We start from the raw sequence: 18482 nt of genomic DNA, 5'->3' as shown, positions 1-18482 counted from the left end.
AGTAAATGATATAGTATATATAAAACAAACAGAAAGACGAGTTTATGACTCGTCTTTTAGCTTATTGTTTATCAAAAAATATACTTATAGCAGCTTGAATAAATATTGCTATTACAAAAATTATCCAACTATTGTACCAATTGCCTGTTATAAAACTATATACTAGATATACTCCAACAGCGAGAACCCATAATATTGCTGATGCTTTGGATTGCTTATTATCTGCTTCTTGCATCTTAGGATTGCGATATTTTAGTAAGTCCTTATTACTAGAATATTTAACAGAGCTATAAGTAATTAATCCCATTCCTATTGCAATCAGTATTAGAAAAATAATTGTAAGTATATTGTTCTTTGTATATCTATTTTCTTCTATAGTATAGATAATAGGTGATAGTATAAAAATAGCTATAGATATTATTGTATTTCTTTTAAAAATTGGCTCATATTCAGCAATATTTTTTTCTATAACACCTTCTACTCCGTATGAAAATCCATATGCTTCTTTTTCTATAAAGTTGTATTTGTTTCCTTCAAATCCTGTATATATGCAAAGCCCTACTGCAATAGCTATAATAACAATTGTTAAAATTGTTCCTATATTATCATTTATACCATCAAGTAACATTGCCGGAATAGGAGATAGTATAAAAAGAGGAATAGCTATAGCTAGGTACTTAGCTATCTTTTGAAAGCTAGAATAATACTTATTCAAACTATCTAGATCAAAAACATGACCGGTTTGAGTTTCACTTACTTCTTCTACAACAAATTGTTCCATTCCTAAATCATCATTTAACAAAAAATCTGTACTAACACCAAAAATCCTAGAAAGTTTCATAATCTTATCCAAATCTGGCATAGACATAGATGCTTCCCATTTAGAAACTGATTGACGGCTAACTCCAATTTCGTTTGCCAAATCTTCCTGAGTCATTCCTTCTTTTTTCTTAAGTTTATAATCTTATCAGCTAGTATCATAAGATCCTCCTTTATTTTTCTAAGTACATTTTATTAAAAAATGCTTTTACATACCAGCAAGTTCTTTTGGAAATTTGTCAACTCCTGGTTGCATTGGCTAAATATAGAGCTTTTCATTTGATAGATATTTTATTATACTATTTATATACCAAAGGTAAAAACTTTTAAAATATTGTATAATAAAATAAGGGAGACATAGTAGATGAAAAAAATTTTATATTTAATTGCTGTTATTTTTCTAGCAGCATGTGGGCAAAAAGAAATAAATGAGCCTAAAGAAGAAAAAATTCTAGCCCCCTTAGAAATAACCAAAAATGACTATGATTCATTTTTCCTAAAGGGTAAGAAATATTTACTGCCTTTATCTTATGATGATTTCGCAAATAATGGTATAAAATTAAACGAAGATGAGTTTTATTATCCACAAATAAATAAAAATAGCCAAGCTATGGCAAATTTAAAGGCTGATGAAGTTGACCTAGGCGCTACATTTAAAAATGATAAATCCCACGCTATGGATATCAAAAAGTCTAAGATAATTGAGCTTTACATAAATAATAATGGAAAAAATAAAGACTTTTCAATAAGTGGACTTGCTTGGGGCGACTCCTACCAAAAGGCAAAAAAAACTTTGAAAAATCTCCATATAGACGAGGCAAGTAAGGATAGTGAAAGGACTTTAAATTATAATACTGATAATAATTATGTATCCTTATATTTTAAAGATAACAAACTTTGCTCGGCTGCTATTTTTTCAAAAAGTTATATGAGAGATGAGTCATATATAAATGGAGAGTTTGTAGTATTTGGTCAAACATTAAAATTTCCCTTTACCATTAACGATTTGGAAAGTATGCTTGCTACAAATATAAATATTAATAGAGATTATCAAAAATTAGACCCAAAAGATAAGTTAACTATAAAAATATATTCTCCATTATTTGACAGTAGCGAAATAAAACTTGCAGCTAGTGGCCTAGATTTTGAACTTAAAAATACTAGCGATAAGCCAGTTGATATTAAAGATGCTCAAGTTATTAGCGTAAGATCTGACAATAGTTCTGATATATCTATTGGAAATATATACGTAGGGGCAAGTATTGACGAACTAAAAATAGTAGATAAAAAAAATCAAAATCCAAATAGGTTAAATATAGAAGGTAAGGTAAATGATCATTTGACAAAATTTATATTTAATGCTGACAATGATACAGACTATATATACTATGCAGATGATGAAATGGTTAAGTACATAGAGATTATAAATACCAAGGAGCAATAATGAAATTTACTAAAGTAGAAATATCTGATAAAGAATATCTAAACTATATATTTTTAAATGCAAAAGTAGGAGGTCAACCTGTAACTGCTATGTTTGATACTAAAGGCAATAGTCTTTTAAAAAAATCTATAGCTGATAAGATATATATAAGATACATTGATGAAAAACCAATTGATGAAAAACGTGGCTGGAGAAGGGCTAGAGTAAATTTAAAGCTAGGTGGTCTAGAAATAGGTTCTGCACCAATAATAGTGGCCAACGATGAGAATTTTGATTTACCAGAAGATCAAACAGGCAATAAGTACCCGGCAGATTTTATTCTAGGATGGAATATTATTTCCCAACTTTGCTTTAGAGGTGATGCAAAAACAAAGGACTTTGAAGTGCAAGTAGATGATTTTAGAGAAAATTCTAGCAAAGAATCATCAAATTTGCCTATAGTCTATATAGAATTTGATGGACAAAGAGTTCTTTCCGGCATAGATACATCTAAGCCACTTACAACTGTTAGTCAAGATATTTTTGATAAAATATTAAAAAATAAAGATGATGCAAATACTATTGAGATGCTAGATCTAGAAGATGAAAATCTAACATATGAAACTAAACTTATCTTTAAAATAGATGAGGATATGATAAGTCTACCAAGTGCTGGACTAAATCCGAAATTAAATGAAGGCGATGTAAAAATATTGTTTGGAGCTGACCTTTTTGCAAATACTACATGGGCAATGTACTGTCCAATGAGATATATGAGGGCAAGGCAGTTATAAAATAGGGAGAAATGGTCTCTCTATTTTTTAGTTTAGAAGTTTTAGGAAAGATTAAAAGTTATAAGTAAGGACTAGTATAAAATTTATTTATGGAAAATAATTAAATAGAAGTTATAATATTCATATAAAATAAAAGGAGTGCTTATGAGCAAATTATTAGTTATCCAATCTGACTTTGGCTTAGGTGATGGAGCAGTTTCTGCTATGCATGGTGTTGCAAATATGGTAGATCCATCCATAAAAGTAGACGATCTAACCCACGATATAAAACCCTATAATATTTTTGAAGCTAGCTATAGACTTATACAAACTATAAGATATTGGCCCGAAGAAACGGTTTTTGTTTCGGTGGTAGATCCTGGTGTAGGTTCTAGTAGAAAAAGTATAGCTGTAAAAACAACAACTAACCACTACCTTGTAACACCAGATAATGGAACACTTTCTCATATAAAAAAATATATAGGAATAGAATCTGCAAAGATAATCGATGAAAAAAATAATAGGTTACCTTTTTCAGAAAAAAGCCACACCTTTCATGGACGAGATGTATATTCATACAATGGAGCAAAAATTGCTGCCGATAAGAGCTACTATGGATCACTAGAAGACTATGATTTAGAAAATATAGAAACTTTAGAAATAAATGAAGCTTATATCGAAAATGGCATAATCCATGGCACAGTAGATATTTTAGATATACGTTTTGGCTCACTTTGGACAAATATCCCTCAAGAAATGCTAGAAGAAAATGATATACATACAGGAGATACCTTAAAAATAAAAATCTACCATGATGAAACAAAAAAATATGAAAATCAAATCATCTACGGTCATAGCTTCTCAGATGTAAAGCAAGGTGAAGTAGTAGCTTATATAAATTCCCTTATAAATCTAGGCATTGCAATAAATCAAAGCAATTTTTCAAAAACTTATAATATAGGAACTGGCAATAGTTGGACTATAAAAGTAGAAAAAATTAATCAGGAGTAATTATGAATAAAAATCAATCATCCACCACAAAAATTGTAGCAGTTGGAATTGGTGCGGCAGTATTTTTTATCTTAGGTCGTTTTTTATCAATTCCTATTGGTATTCCAAACACATCTTTAGAAACAACCTATCCATTTTTAGCCTTAATGAGTGTTTTGTTTGGACCTGTTGTAGGAGGTCTTATAGGTTTTATAGGTCATGCTGTAAAAGATTTACTAACCTATGGACTTTGGATTAGCTGGGTTATTTCATCAGGTATTACTGGAGTAGGATATGGACTAGCTGCAAAAAAGCTAGATGTAGAAAATGGAAAATTCGAAAAATCAGATATTATTAAATTTAATATTGGACAAGTTTTGACAAATTTAGTAGCTTGGGCACTAGTTGCTCCAGCTTTAGATATACTAATATACTCAGAACCAGCTAATAAAGTTTTTGTTCAAGGAATTGTAGCAGCCCTTACAAATTCATTATCTGTAGCTATCATAGGCACACTTTTAATTATTGCCTATACTAAAACCCGTACACCAGAAAATAGTTTAAAAAGAGACTAAAAATTGGAAAATCAAACTTTAATCAAATTTGAAAACTTTACATTTAAATATAAGTCCCAACAAGAACCTACACTCAAAAATATTAATTTTAAAGCAAGAAAAGGTGAGAAAATTGTAATCATAGGCCCAAGTGGATCTGGCAAATCAACTATGGCTAAGGCTATTAATAGCCAAATACCCAATACTTTTGCAGGAGATATAAAAGGTAAGGTAACAATACTGGATAAGGATATAGAAAACTCCTCCATTTTTGATATATCGCTTTTGGTTGGAAGCGTATTACAAGATACAGATGGACAATTTGTAGGATTGACCGTCTTAGAAGATATTGCATTTTCCTTGGAAAATGATAATGTATGCCAAGAAAAAATGATAGAAATAGTAAAAATGTGGGCTAATAACCTAAGCATAGTGAGTTTATTAGACCATAAGCCAAATGAAATTTCAGGTGGGCAAAAACAGCGCGTATCCCTAGCAGGAGTCTTGGTTTCAGAAACTCCTATTTTACTTTTAGATGAGCCACTGGCAAATTTAGATCCAGCTAGTGGCCTTGCTACTATGAGATTAGTTGATGAGCTTAATAAAAAGTATAATTATACAGTTATAGTTATAGAACACAGGCTAGAAGAAACTCTAAATTTAAATCCAGACCGTATTTTAGTAGTAGATGAAGGAGAGATTTTAAAAGATGATAGTCCTAGTGCTATCCTAAAATCAGATGTTTTAGATAAAATAGGTGTAAGAAAACCTCTATATATAAATGCTCTAGAGTACGCAGCTATAGATTTATCTAGAATACAGAATCTTGGATCTTTTGATAATATAACTTTAAGTAAAAATGACAAAGATATGCTAAAATCATGGGCAGATAAAATAAATATTATAGATTTAAGCTATAAAAAAGAAGCTATCCTAAAAGTAAAAGACTTATCTTTTGCCTATGATGGCTATAATCCAGTACTTAAAGATGTAAACTTTACTATAAATAAAGGTGATGTTCTTAGTATTGTAGGACAAAATGGAGCTGGTAAATCAACACTGGCTAAGCTTTTATGCGGATTTTTAAGACCTAGTAGGGGACAAATTCTTTTAAACGGTACTGATACTAAGAACTTATCTATAAAGCAAATAGCTGAAAAAATCGGCTATGTTTTGCAAAACCCAAATGCAATGATTTCCAAGACCAATGTAAGTGAGGAAGTAGGATTTGGACTTAAACTTCGTGGTGCTAGCAAGGAAGAGATTGACTTTAAAACAGAAAAAGTCCTTAAAATATGCGGTTTATTTCCCTTTAGAAATTGGCCTATTTCAGCGCTTTCTTATGGGCAAAAAAGAAGGGTAAGCATAGCGTCAATATTAATTTTAAATCCAGAAATACTTATTTTAGATGAACCTACAGCAGGACAAGATTATAGGCATTATACAGAAATAATGGAATTTATTCATAAGCTAAATAAAGATTATAATCTAACAATTTTGATGATTTCCCATGATATGCACCTTATTCAAGAATACACACAAAGATCTCTAGTTTTTGCAGAAACTAGACTTTTAGCAGATACGAGCCCTAAGACTTTGTTTTCAGATGTTGATTTATTAGAAAAAGCGTCTCTTGCAGAAACATCTTTATCAAAGCTTGCTAGAGCTATTGATTATGATCCAGAAGAATTTATAGAAAAATTCATAAGTTATGAAAGAGGAGAACTATGAATGATAAAATACTAGGTTACATAGAAAATGATACTATCATTCATAGGCTTTCTGGGACAACTAAGCTAATTTGCTTTTTGATGCTTTCAATCATTGTAATGACTAGCTATGACACCAGATTTTTATTTTTTGTAACATTGCTTTCTCTTATTTTATTTAAAATAGCAGAGATTCCTTGGCAAGCAGTAAGCTATGTCGTAAAATTTGTTCTTGTTTTTGCAATACTAAATTTGCTTGCTATATATATTTTTGAACCAGAATATGGTGTAAATTTATATAATAGTAGAAGTCTTATAAAAGAAGGATTAGGTAGATATTCCCTAACTAAAGAACAACTTTTTTATGAGTTAAATGTAGCTATAAAATATTTTTCAACCATACCACTTGCATTAATATTTATTTTTACAACAAGTCCTAGTGAATTTGCCTCTAGTTTAAATAAAATAGGGATTAGCTACAAGGTGAGCTATTCTGTATCTTTAGCTTTAAGATATATTCCCGATATACAAAACTCATACAATGATATAAAATTAGCTAGTCAAGCAAGAGGTATAGAAATGAGCAAAAAAGCAAGTTTGGGGCAGAGAATGAAGGCATCATCAAATATTATTTGGCCTTTAATATTTGATAGCTTAAACCGTATAGAAACTATAAGCCAAGCTATGGAACTTAGGCGTTTTGGCAAGGAGAGTACTAGAACATGGATCTCCTATAGACCCTTTAAAAAAATAGATATAGTTGCTATAGTTATTTCTGCTATTATTACTGTCCTAGGCATATATTTATTTTCAGTAAATGGTGGTAGATTCTATAATCCTTTTTAAAATACTAAAAATATATTTTTTTAATGCCAAGCCTTATGGTACTATATAGATAAGAATTATTGTAATTAAGGTTTTTTTTATTCTTAAAAATATTAATATCTTGGATTATCAGCTAAATAATTGAATATTGATATATATTTTAATATAATAAAGCAAATTTGGAGGATTCATGAAAGTAAAAAAAATTAAAAGCTACACATGCTTAGCCCTGGCACTAACCCTAGTATTGCCAGTTACTGCCCATGCAAGTGATGAAGTAGAAAAAGAAATGCTAAGCTTAACTAGCGATGAAAAAACAAGCGATAATGGACAAAAAGATAGTCTACTATCACCAAGCCTTGATATGGACTTTGATAAAGAAGATAGTGCTATCAAATATACAATAAATATTGCAAAAACAAATAAAAAAGATAAATTACAAGCGATATTTTACCTAAGAGAAAATTCTAACTTAGAAAATCTTGACCTAGAAAGTGATGAAAATATTAGCCAAGACAAAGTAAAAGTAGCAAATGAATCAGGTCTTAAAAAAATTACAATAGATCTAGAAGACCAAACTAGCATAAAATTAAAAGCGCATATAAAAGAAGGTATGACAGATAACTTTGCTTTTGACTACATAATAGCAAATGATAGCCAAACGGCATTTGCTAGCAAAAGAGTGAATTCTTTTATTGCTAAAGATGAAAATGGCAAAGATATACTAAAAGCTAATGATGCTAATAAGTTAAACTCTATGCTCTATGGAAAGTTCTTAGATGAAAAAACTATAGAATGGTCAGACTTTTTATTAAATGATTCAAATAAAGATATACTAGCAAATTATGATTTTAAATTAAGTAATAATCAAAAAGACTTAAGCAAAATAACTATCCAAACTTATAAAGCAAGCAAAGATGGGCTTGTAGAAGAAAATAGTGCTGATTACGACTTTGGAAACATAGAAAACTTGCTTTTACCAGCAAATGGTGGAGTGAAAATAACATTTAAATCAAATGTAGACCAAGAAGAAACAGTATTTACAGCAAATGATTCAAAGCTTAAAAGAGATGAAAAGACAGATGAATCAAAAGATACCACAAGCGAAGTAGATTCACTAAAAGCTACTATTGATGCAAATGATAAAAAAATCAAAGAAGAAATTCAAAATGTAGACAAAAATTCAGTAGCAAGTTCTAAAGAAAATGACTTATCACAACTAAGCAAAGATATAGATTATAGAAATAAAGCTATTTTATCAGAAATGAAAGCTATTGATAGCAAGCAAGCTAGTCCAGAAGAATCATCAGGGGATCAATTAAAGACTGTAGTTTTAAATGAAAATTCTTCCGATAGCAAAAATGATAAAGATGAAGTGGATGTCGATGATTTGAAAGAAGATATAGATAATAGAAATATCGAAATTCAAAAAGCTATGCAAGAAGTAGATCAACAATATCTTTTATATATGAATCAGACCCAAAATACCAATAAAATTGCTGCGAATACTGATCAAGATGTGGATAATCTAATAATAGAGCTAGATAATAGAAACCAAGCTATCCAAGAAGAATTAGAAAAAATCTATGGCAAGTATGCAGTAAATTCGATAATGGATTTAAATAAGTCAATTGATGATGAAACTTACGAATTATTAACAGATGTAGATAAAAATAACGAAAAAATTGATGAGATTATCGATCAAGTTAAACTATCAATAGAAGCAAATAAGGTCTTAGATAATAAAGAAGAACTTGAAAATATCAAAGTTTTACTAGATGATGTAGATAATTTATCGGCAAATAACGAAAAAGCCCTAGAAACAATAGATAAGAAAGAAGAAAATCCAACAATTAGTCAAAGCTTTAAAAATGTAGTACCAGGCTATTCCGAAAATGTCTACAAAGACCTAGAAAAAGTAGTAACAGTAACCCTAGATCCATTGAAAGATACACAAAATTCAGAAAAGAAAGTAAGCAAAGAACAAGCACAAAAAAAATATCCAACCATAGCAAAATACCTAAAAGACTTAAAACTAGTCCGAGATTTGCTAAAATAAAAAAAATAAAAGCACTTGAGCAAGACTCAGGTGTTTTTTTGTGCAAAGAAATGATGTGTTATAGAGATAATTACAGAGTATAAGAAAAACCAGCAGCAAAGAAAGATTTCTCCATTACGCTTTCGCTCCAGTCGAAATGACAATGGAGTGGAGCAAGTATTCCAAAACATAGGAGTTTTCCAAGTATTTAAAATTAATATAACATTTTATCTAATATAGTAAATAAGAAAACCAACCATAAACAAAGTAATCTACCTCATCGTCATCTCGAGCTTAGCCGAGAGATCTATCCTAAATTCAGATATTCCCAAACGCAGCAATTAAGTAAGAAAATCCAATCATTTGAGAAAGATTTCTCCATTGCGCTTTCGCTCCAGTCGAAATGACAATTGGAGGGGAGCAAGTATTCCAAAACATAGGAGTTTTCCAAGTATTTAAAATTAATATAATATTTTATCTAATATAGTAAATAAGAAAACTAGCCATAAACAAAGTAATCTACCCCATAGTCATCTCGAGCTTAGCCGAGAGATCTATCCTAGATTCAGATATTCCTAAGTGCAGCAATTAAGTAAGAAAACCCCATCTCAAAAAAATCCAATCATTTGAGAAAGATTTCTCCATTATGCTTTCGCTCCAGTCGAAATGACAATTGGAGGGGAGCAAGTATTCCAAAACATAGGAGTTTTCCAGAATCTAAAAATAAAAATCAAATTCGAGTGTTAATCTTTGAATTAAGATATAAGGAAACCATCTACAAACAAATATGTACACCCATAGTCATCTCGAGCTTAGCCGAGAGATCTATCCTAAATTCAGATATTCCCAAACGCAGCAATTAAGTAAGAAAACCCCATCATCAAAAAAATCCAATCATTTGAGAAAGATTTCTCCTTTGCGCTTCACTTCATTCTGGAGAGAAAATATTTCAAAATATAAATATTTATTATAAACTCAACTAATCTATAAGTTTTTAACTTTAGTATTTTAAACAAATAAGCATATATAAAATGTAAATATATTGGTTTTTTTCAGTATTTATCTAAAAATACTTAAAAAAATCTACATTTTGTATTAATTATGTTATATAATGTAGTATAGTAAATTACTATACATATAAAAATATTATAATATAAAAAAATAAATCATGAGGGAGATTTATGAACAACAAATTTCAACAATTTTCAGTAAAATTGCTAGCTTCAACGCTAGCGGTTATCATGGCAGTGCCTATAGATGCATTTGCTATGAAACAAAAGCAAGACCGATCCTACGCGGCTAGTACATCTGTGATGGATAGCCAAGAGATAAAGAATGATACACCGAGACAAACAGATCAACCTAGCTTATTAAAAAGTGAAATAAGTACAGAAGAAAGAGACCATTACATAATCGAAAAATCAGCAACTCTTTCTAAAGCTACAGGACAAGTGGATTACAAAATAGTAGTAAAAGCAAAAGATCCGAGTAAAGAATCTACTAAAGAAGAAACTACTACATTTGCTATTACAGAAAACACAGATCAAGAAGATCTAAATTTAGAAAAAGTTAGTGGCTTAGATCAAGATGGCAGGGAAAGTGAAGTAAAATACACTTTAAATACTCCAAAAGAATTTAATTCTACAAGCAATATTAGAACACTAGCTGTTTCATCAAATCATACAAAATACGGTATGGTTTATTACTTAAGTGCAAAATTATCAGATGAAGCACAAAAAGAACTAGCAAATAAGTCCCCACAATTAGCCTTAGACTTTACCCTAGCTTCATCAGATAAAGAGATTTTACAAGATAGATACGCTTTAGAGATTTTAAAAACAGGTAATAATGAAGTTAGTGTAGATAATGAAGGAAATATAGTAAACAATACTGAGCGATTAGTAGAAAAAGAAGATGATCTACATTTATATAAGGGTGCATACAAAGAAGCTAAAAAAAGCTTATTCCAATCAACACCAGAACAAATTATATGGACTGATTATATCAATAGTAAAGATGACAAACAATTTACTTACAATTTTAATGTAGATGACAATCAAGATACAAGAGATAGTCAAATAAAAATAGAATTTTACCAAGCAGACAAAATAGGCTATGTTTTAAACGAATCATTTACAAAAACACTCAATTACTCACCTAGCCTAAGCTTACAAGTTCCACAAGGATATCTTGCAAAAGTAGAACTAGTAACAAGACCAAAAGAAAATACAAATGCAAAAGAATATGTATTTAATGGAAGAAAAATTTTAAATCCAAAACACAAAGCAGAAACGAAAAGCAAAGAAGACAAATCTAAGCAAGAAGATGATGAGGATCCTGATGAGGACTCGTCTAAAGATATAAAAGAAAAACAATCCCAATCTAGAGCTACCATAGTAGAAGATTCCGACAAGAAAGGCGAATCTTTAGAAATATCTGATATAGAAGAAAAACCACTACAAGCTGGTTCTGAATTATCAACATCATATCCATATTCTGTAGAATATACTTCTTCATCAACAGTTAGATACCAAAATGGCGATAAAATAAATAGTGCTATCCCAGATATGTCTAAAAATCCTGAAGTATGGTGGGATGTAGAAATTGATACAAGTAAAATCAAAGCTGCTGATATAGATTTCAATAATTTGTACTACACTCTATACATGGGTGCAAAAGATGGCCTAGATAGGTTCAAATACAAAGTATCAACAAGCCCTATAGCTGAAAATGATACTAGTGGCTTTGATACTGCTTCAGAAAGGTCTGAATTTCTATATCAAGGTTTTGACAATATAGCTAAGAAAAACGTAGGCGACAAACTATATATAAGAGTTAAGGCGCCTTTAGATAATGATAGTGAAGTCCACGACCAATACTCCCTAGGTATAAGGATAAACCCAGATAAAAACTATATAAATAATCTTCTAAATGAATTTTTAGCTAAATATAAAGCTATCCCAACTCCTCTCAAATGGAAGCTTGGAGATGGTAAGGCTGATATTTATAGGGACAGACCTTTCAATTTACTAGATGAGAGAATAGTAGCTAGTCCTAACTTTATCAAATATGACATAGATGATAACTTCTACTTTGACTCAACTAGATCTATCACAGCTGATAGGAGATCTGATACTCGTGTAGAATGGAATGTTCTAGACCTATTGAGATTTGGTGAAGTAGAAGATCCAAGCATTGATCAAGCAAGCTTAAATCCAGAAGTTAATAATAAAAATAAATACTATTACAGACCGAACTTAACTGGTGGATATTCAAGAGTAAATAATGCAAGTGATGTCAAAACAAAAAAAGGTGAATTTTATCCAGGTACTATAGTTGCCTATAATTTTGATAGGCAAGAGGCAAGCCCTCACACCAACTACAAGCTAGATCTAACATTAAAGGAAAAGGAAAATCTATTTAAAGACCAGCTTGACAACCAAATGAATAATAGGAATCAATTGACTGACCCAGTTGGTGGCACTGTAAATGCCTACACCTACAAATATCCACCAGCAGCAATAGATGACCAATACCTAGCCTACAACGAGAACCCATTTGCCATCATGCGTATCAATCAAACCTTTGAAATTGTTCAGTGTTTCAACGATGGTTATAGGGATCCAACATCTAGTGGCAATGACATCATCGGCCTACAAAGAATAGAAGATCCAGAAGCTGTTTTCTTATATGATATGCTAGCTGGTAATAATGCAGATTATGCAAAAAAGAATTTTAAACCGGGAGCAAAGTATAATAAACAAAAAACAAGTGATGAAGAAGCCTTAAGTGATGAGGAAGCTTTAAAAGATACCCTAGAAAGAGCCTACTACTATACTAACCAAGTTGTAGAAGAAAAGGAAAAAGAAACAAAACAAAAAATCCCTAGACAAGTAGAGGCCTTCCTATACCAAAAGATGGTGCATTTAATCACTAATAACAAAGATCTAGATGAACAATATGGTGTAGATACTGGTATTGACCCTTCAGTTAAAAACTGGACCAATATTAATACAACTTTAACTGGTAACAAGGATGGCGACTACTATAAGGGAACTGATGATCAAAAAAGGCAAATTCCAGATAATGAAAGAAAAGTTCAGGGTTACGATGGAAATGCTCTTGATGAAGCTGAAAGATTAGCTAATGAAGCGAAGACGTTATTAGAAAATTCTTATACCAATGATGATTGGGACAAAACCAAGGCTGATAGTGTTGAACTAATATTCTACAAACACAACGACAAAAGAACTGTACAAAACCTAATCACAGCTAAGATAAGAAAGCCAATAAATGCTCAAAAGATTACTGTAGATGGCGCAAAGCTTGAGGGAGCAGAGTTTACCTTTACCAGTAGACAAACTGGGGAAAGTGTAAAGTGGACATCACAAGAAGATAATACCAACAATCCTCTATTCCTAAAACCTGGCCAATACTATGTTGATGAAACAAAGGAACCAGAGGGCTATTCTAAGTTAGAAACTTTCCTTATAGAAATAAAAGAAGAAGAAATCAACCCAGATGAGGGTCCTTATCCTCAATATGGATTAGATATACATGTCAATGATGGATATAAGTACAGCCTATCAATCCTAAACCCAGAAACAGTTCAAAAAGACGGATCAGGCAATCCTCTAGTTACTGTCGATGATAAAGATACATTAAATCTTACCATCAAAAACGAATCTAAACTTGGAGAAATTGACTTTACCAAGGTCAATAACAGCGGCAGACAACTGGATGGTGCAGAATTTACCCTTACAAAAATTACAAATGAAAAAGATTTGAAAAGTATCGACAAAAACGGTGAGACACCTGTTTACCAAAAAACATCTACTGGTAATAATGGTAAGTTTACATTTGCATCCATACCAGTAGGAACTTACAAACTAGAAGAAACAAAAGCCCCAGCAGGCTACCAAGCTATAGAGCCACTAATATTAAAAGCTACCAAAGGTGAAAATGATGAAGTTACTGTTACTTTCAATGATAAAGAAATTCAAAGAACTAAAAAGATCATTAACCAAGCCCCATCTACAGAACTAAGCTTTAGAAAAGTAAAAAACGAAGGCGGCAAGCTTGTCCCTATAGATTCTGGTACTGGTAAATTTAGACTATATTCTACAAGTACAAGCGATGGATCAGATTATGATAGAACAGTAAGTCCAACAGCGACATTTATTCCAGCAGATAAGGAAAATAATACACAAGCCCTAGAAGTTGGTGAGTTTAGATTTACTGACATAGTTGCAGGTGACTACATCTTAGTAGAAGAACAAGCTCCTGTAGGATTCCAAAAACCAAACAATCCTTTCTGGCGAGTTAAAGTTATAGAAAATAAGGATAATTCTGGTCAGCTGACCTACGAAGTTTATCGTTTATCAGATAATAAAGAAATAAGGCCAGAAAAAATCCTCAGAGGAGAAAATGAGGAAGAAGGAACTACTGCCAACATCGAAAATGCACCTCGTACCACTAAGCTGGAATTCAAAAAGTATGATTCTAAACACAATCAAATAACAGGTGATAAACTTGTAGGTAAGGATGGAAAACCTGTTGAATTTAGGCTACATGAAGCAGACTACTACGGAAATAAAAAAGACCCTGATTCTCAAGGTAAACCAATCACAGCCGATGCTAATGGAGTCTTTAGTATAGATGATCTGGAATACTCAGCTTACTACCTACTAGAAGAAGTCAACCCACCAGCTGGCTACACCAAGGCAGCAGATACAGTATTATATGTTGCTGCAGAGGCAGAAGTAACAGTAGGGGAAATCAAAGTTATAGTAAGAGACCTAACTGCCAACACTATTACAGAAAAAGGTAAGCTCCTTACAGGAATCATCGACTATAAAGAGGATGAACTACGTGGCGAGTTGACTGTAAAGAAGACAGGACAATCACTAATCGAAGGTGATAACTCAACAGTAGGGCTTAGAAGAGCATACTTTAGGCTTTATCATGCAACTAGTGACTTTGACTATGCAAATAAAGATTTTAAGAAAGTAGACTCCAAGGATAAAAGTGCCTACTACCAAAGAGTAACAAGTGGTATAGCACTTACAGATGAAGACAACCAACCACTAAAAATTGATGACTTACCAGCAGACCAAGGTTTTGCAACATTTGAAAACCTAAAACAAGGTAACTATATCTTAGAAGAATATAGGGGACCAGCAGGCTATGAAAAAGACCCTACTCCTAGATATGTTACTGTAGATGGGCAAGGAAAAGTCACAATAAGAAAAGAGGGAGAGGAAACTCCGGAAGATCTAAACGATAAAGGTCAATATGAAATATTCAACAAGGATGAGAGTGGATTTAGGATTCCGCTAAGAATCACAAAAAAAGATGAAAGTGGTTCTCCTCTATCTGGTGCAAAATTTAGAGCAGTTAAGATTATCAAAGGCCAAGATCCAAAGGTCAAATATCATGACGAAGAGTTCGATGCAATAAGTGCGGCTACAGGTCTTGCAGGAGACAACTATATTAGAGAGCTGACCCCTGGTATCTACGAACTGACAGAATATCAAACACCAAGACCAGAATTTGCTGAAGCATCTGATTATCTAGAACCATTAGATAAAAATGGCGAGCCTTTAAAATGGTATTTCGAAGTTAAACGTAACCCAGACGTAAGTGATCCTAGATCAGCCAATTATATGATTATTGATTTTGCCTTTTCTCATACATTTAAAGAAACAGACAAATTTACTGATGCTGGGCAAGACTATAATAACGATAAATGGTACGGAAAAACTATCTATGGTACCGAACCTGTAAATGGAGAAGATGGCAAAGTAGCTAACGAAGACTTCATGAAACTTATCAAGCTAGTGCCAGATGATGGTAGATCAAATCCAGCTAGACCAGACGCTCCATATAAAGGCATCAACGACTTAGAAGTAACCAATGTCAAAAAGACTACTAATTTTGACTTTATCAAAGCGGATGACTATTCTAGAGCCATAGAGGGAGCTAAGTTTAGACTAAGAAAATTAGCTACTGATGATAAGGGTGAGATTCAAAAAGAAGTTCTTGGTAAAGAATATAAATTTGCTAAAGATGAAAATGGAAAAGATGTCTATAACCAAGATGCTACTTCTAATACAAATGAAGGAGTAATATTTAAGGATATCCCAGCAGGTAAATACCTATTAGAAGAAACCAAGGCTCCAGCAGGCTTCGAAAAACTTGACAAGCCTATCATAGTAGAATTTAAGATAAGCCCAACAACTGGTAGATGGGAGCAAATAACAATTACTGATGAAGATAATGGTATAAATAATGACTATTATAATAATATCATTAGCTATAAGAGTGATAATACAGGCATTAGTCAAATTAAAAATAAGAAAGCCTATACCAAATTAGAATTCACAAAAGTGGATCAATATGGAGAAATAGTTACATTATCTGCCTTTAGACTAGATAAGCTTGATAAGACTGAGAAAGTTATAGAAGATAATAACTATCCACAAGTAAGAAGAAATTGGAACAATGCACAATTTACCTTCAATAATCTAACTAAAGGTAAGTACAAACTAACAGAAACTAATCCAACAAGATATCAAAGACCAAACCCAACTTATTTTGAAGTTATTGAGGATGAACAAACTGGTAAGTTAGAGATTGAATTTGAAGAGGGAGATCCAAATATTAGCTTTACTGATAATGATGGGGTTCCTACTGATATCAAATTTATAAATTTTGATAAAATAGACTTTGAATTCAAGAAAGTTGGAGATAATGACAATCCACTCTATAGAGCAGGATTTAGATTAAAGAAAGTCCTAACAGAAAAGGGCGAAAAAGGAAAAGCAATCTATAATAACACTGGCGATCTTGTATCAGAACTGAGCGACCATGAGTACTCTAAGAAAGCTTATTCCGGAGCTGATGGTATAGTAAGTTTCCAAGACCTAAGCCAAGGTGTTTACGAACTTGAAGAAACCGACATACCATATGGATACCAAAGGCTAAATGCTCAAAGAAAATGGATAGTTATTGTTGAAAAGAATGAAAAAGGCAATAGCCTAGAAGTCAAATATGATAAGGAATATGAAAAGTCATATTACAAAGATGATGATTCATATAAAGCTGATGATGCGAATGTCTTGACTATTGGTGGCAAAAACAATACCCTAACCAACAAGTCCAACACAACAGAACTTAACTTCAATAAGGTCGACCGTGATGGAAATGTTATAGCTAAGGATGCGAAATTCACCCTATCAAAACTATCCCATGATCCTGAGGACTTAAATAAATTATCAGAATTAAGCCCTATAACCAGCATAACTCTTAGAGAAGAAGATGGTATATTTGCTGTAACAGACCTAGACCGAGGAATCTATGTTCTTAAAGAAAAAAGAGCTCCAGAAGGATATAAAATCGCTGGTAGAAAAATAGTTCTTCAGCTGATAGAAGGTAAAGATGGTAAATTAGTTATCAACTCTTTTGAAAAAGATAATGATGACAAATTAGTTCAAAATAAAGCTGATTTCAAATATTTGAATAATAAAGACAATCAAATTAAGGTTGAAAATGACCAAATACCAAATATAACTTTCAACAAAGTTACAAATGGTCTATTTACTAAAAATAAGAATATCGAAAGTGGAGAACTTGAAATAACAATAAGTCCATACGATGAAACTACTGGTGAAGATAAAACAAATATAAAAACACTATCATTTGATTTAACAAAAACCAAGTCTACTAACAAAATCTATATAGAAGATGCTGACGGAAAGAAAAAATTAGAAGATGGAAAATATCTAATCAAGGAAACAAAAGCTCCACAAGGCTATGCTAAGACAGATAGATCTTACCTAGTAAAAATAACTACAGGAGAAGATGCAAAACTATTAGAAGTACAAGATGCGAGTGGTAATGCAATTACCAATGAAACAGGAGAATTGATTACAGATACTGGAGAGCAAATACCAAAAGGTGGACTAGTAATCACAGACAAAAAAGGTGGTTCAAACTTCAAAATAGTAAACAACAACCCATCCCTACCATCCACAGGTGGAAATGGTACATTTATTGGCTTTGCTCTAATAGGTACAGCTATAATGATAGCGGCTATTGCTTACTATGGTATTTATATCAATGACAAAAATCGCCGTCGTTCTAATAGATACAATAAATAATAACAATTAAATATTTAGTGTATATTTCACTACTATTACTAAAATCCTAGGATACCCTGATCCTAGGATTTTATATTTATAGACTTCTTTATAAATATTGGGAAAATATGTAGAAATTATTTGCATATCCTATAGATTTTCTTTATAAGTCAACATTTGATGAATTTTAGCAATCTTCTACTTTTTTTAT

Annotated in this window: 8 protein-coding genes and 1 pseudogene; 8 read left to right on the top strand and 1 reads right to left on the bottom strand. The window is 31.8% G+C overall.

Annotated elements, in window-relative coordinates; genetic code table 11:
• Positions 1–61 precede the first annotated feature (61 nt).
• Positions 62–946: pseudogene (locus DY249_RS06290) on the bottom strand (helix-turn-helix domain-containing protein); the annotation flags it as partial.
• Positions 947–1183: 237 nt separating this feature from the next.
• On the opposite strand from DY249_RS06290, the gene DY249_RS06285 reads away from it, so the two are divergent.
• From DY249_RS06285 to DY249_RS06250, 8 genes are all read left to right on the top strand, one after another.
• Positions 1184–2263 carry a hypothetical protein gene (locus DY249_RS06285; RefSeq protein WP_115595561.1) on the top strand — a complete coding sequence of 360 codons (1080 nt, stop codon included), beginning with the start codon at positions 1184–1186 and terminating at the stop codon, positions 2261–2263.
• Entirely contained in the window at positions 2263–3036 is a 774-nt protein-coding gene (locus tag DY249_RS06280; protein WP_115595560.1) for a pepsin/retropepsin-like aspartic protease family protein, read from the top strand. The genes DY249_RS06285 and DY249_RS06280 overlap by 1 nt, the downstream gene beginning before the upstream one ends.
• A gap of 144 nt (positions 3037–3180) precedes the next feature.
• The gene (locus tag DY249_RS06275) at positions 3181–4026 is read left to right on the top strand and encodes an SAM hydrolase/SAM-dependent halogenase family protein (RefSeq protein ID WP_172540066.1); all 846 of its coding nucleotides are present in this window, start codon (positions 3181–3183) and stop codon (positions 4024–4026) included.
• A gap of 2 nt (positions 4027–4028) precedes the next feature.
• The gene (locus DY249_RS06270; RefSeq protein ID WP_101539427.1) at positions 4029–4580 is read left to right on the top strand and encodes an ECF-type riboflavin transporter substrate-binding protein; all 552 of its coding nucleotides are present in this window, start codon (positions 4029–4031) and stop codon (positions 4578–4580) included.
• Positions 4581–4583: 3 nt separating this feature from the next.
• Positions 4584–6290, top strand: coding sequence for an ABC transporter ATP-binding protein (locus DY249_RS06265; protein WP_115595558.1), 1707 nt, complete (start codon positions 4584–4586; stop codon positions 6288–6290).
• Positions 6287–7114: an energy-coupling factor transporter transmembrane component T family protein gene (locus DY249_RS06260; protein ID WP_101539425.1), complete on the top strand. Its 828-nt coding sequence runs from the start codon at positions 6287–6289 to the stop codon at positions 7112–7114. Before DY249_RS06265 ends, DY249_RS06260 begins: the two co-directional genes overlap by 4 nt.
• A 169-nt stretch (positions 7115–7283) precedes the next feature.
• Positions 7284–9152 carry a coiled-coil domain-containing protein gene (locus DY249_RS06255; protein WP_115595557.1) on the top strand — a complete coding sequence of 623 codons (1869 nt, stop codon included), beginning with the start codon at positions 7284–7286 and terminating at the stop codon, positions 9150–9152.
• Between the two features lie 1160 nt (positions 9153–10312).
• On the top strand, positions 10313–18292 hold the full coding sequence (locus DY249_RS06250) for a SpaA isopeptide-forming pilin-related protein (RefSeq protein ID WP_115595556.1): 7980 nt from the start codon (positions 10313–10315) through the stop codon (positions 18290–18292).
• Positions 18293–18482 lie beyond the last annotated feature (190 nt).

The sequence above is a fragment of the Anaerococcus octavius genome (assembly GCF_900445265.1).
Taxonomy (GTDB): Bacteria; Bacillota; Clostridia; order Tissierellales; family Peptoniphilaceae; genus Anaerococcus; species Anaerococcus octavius.
Note: the sequence above shows the minus strand (reverse complement) of the source record. Positions and strands in the feature narration are given on the sequence as shown.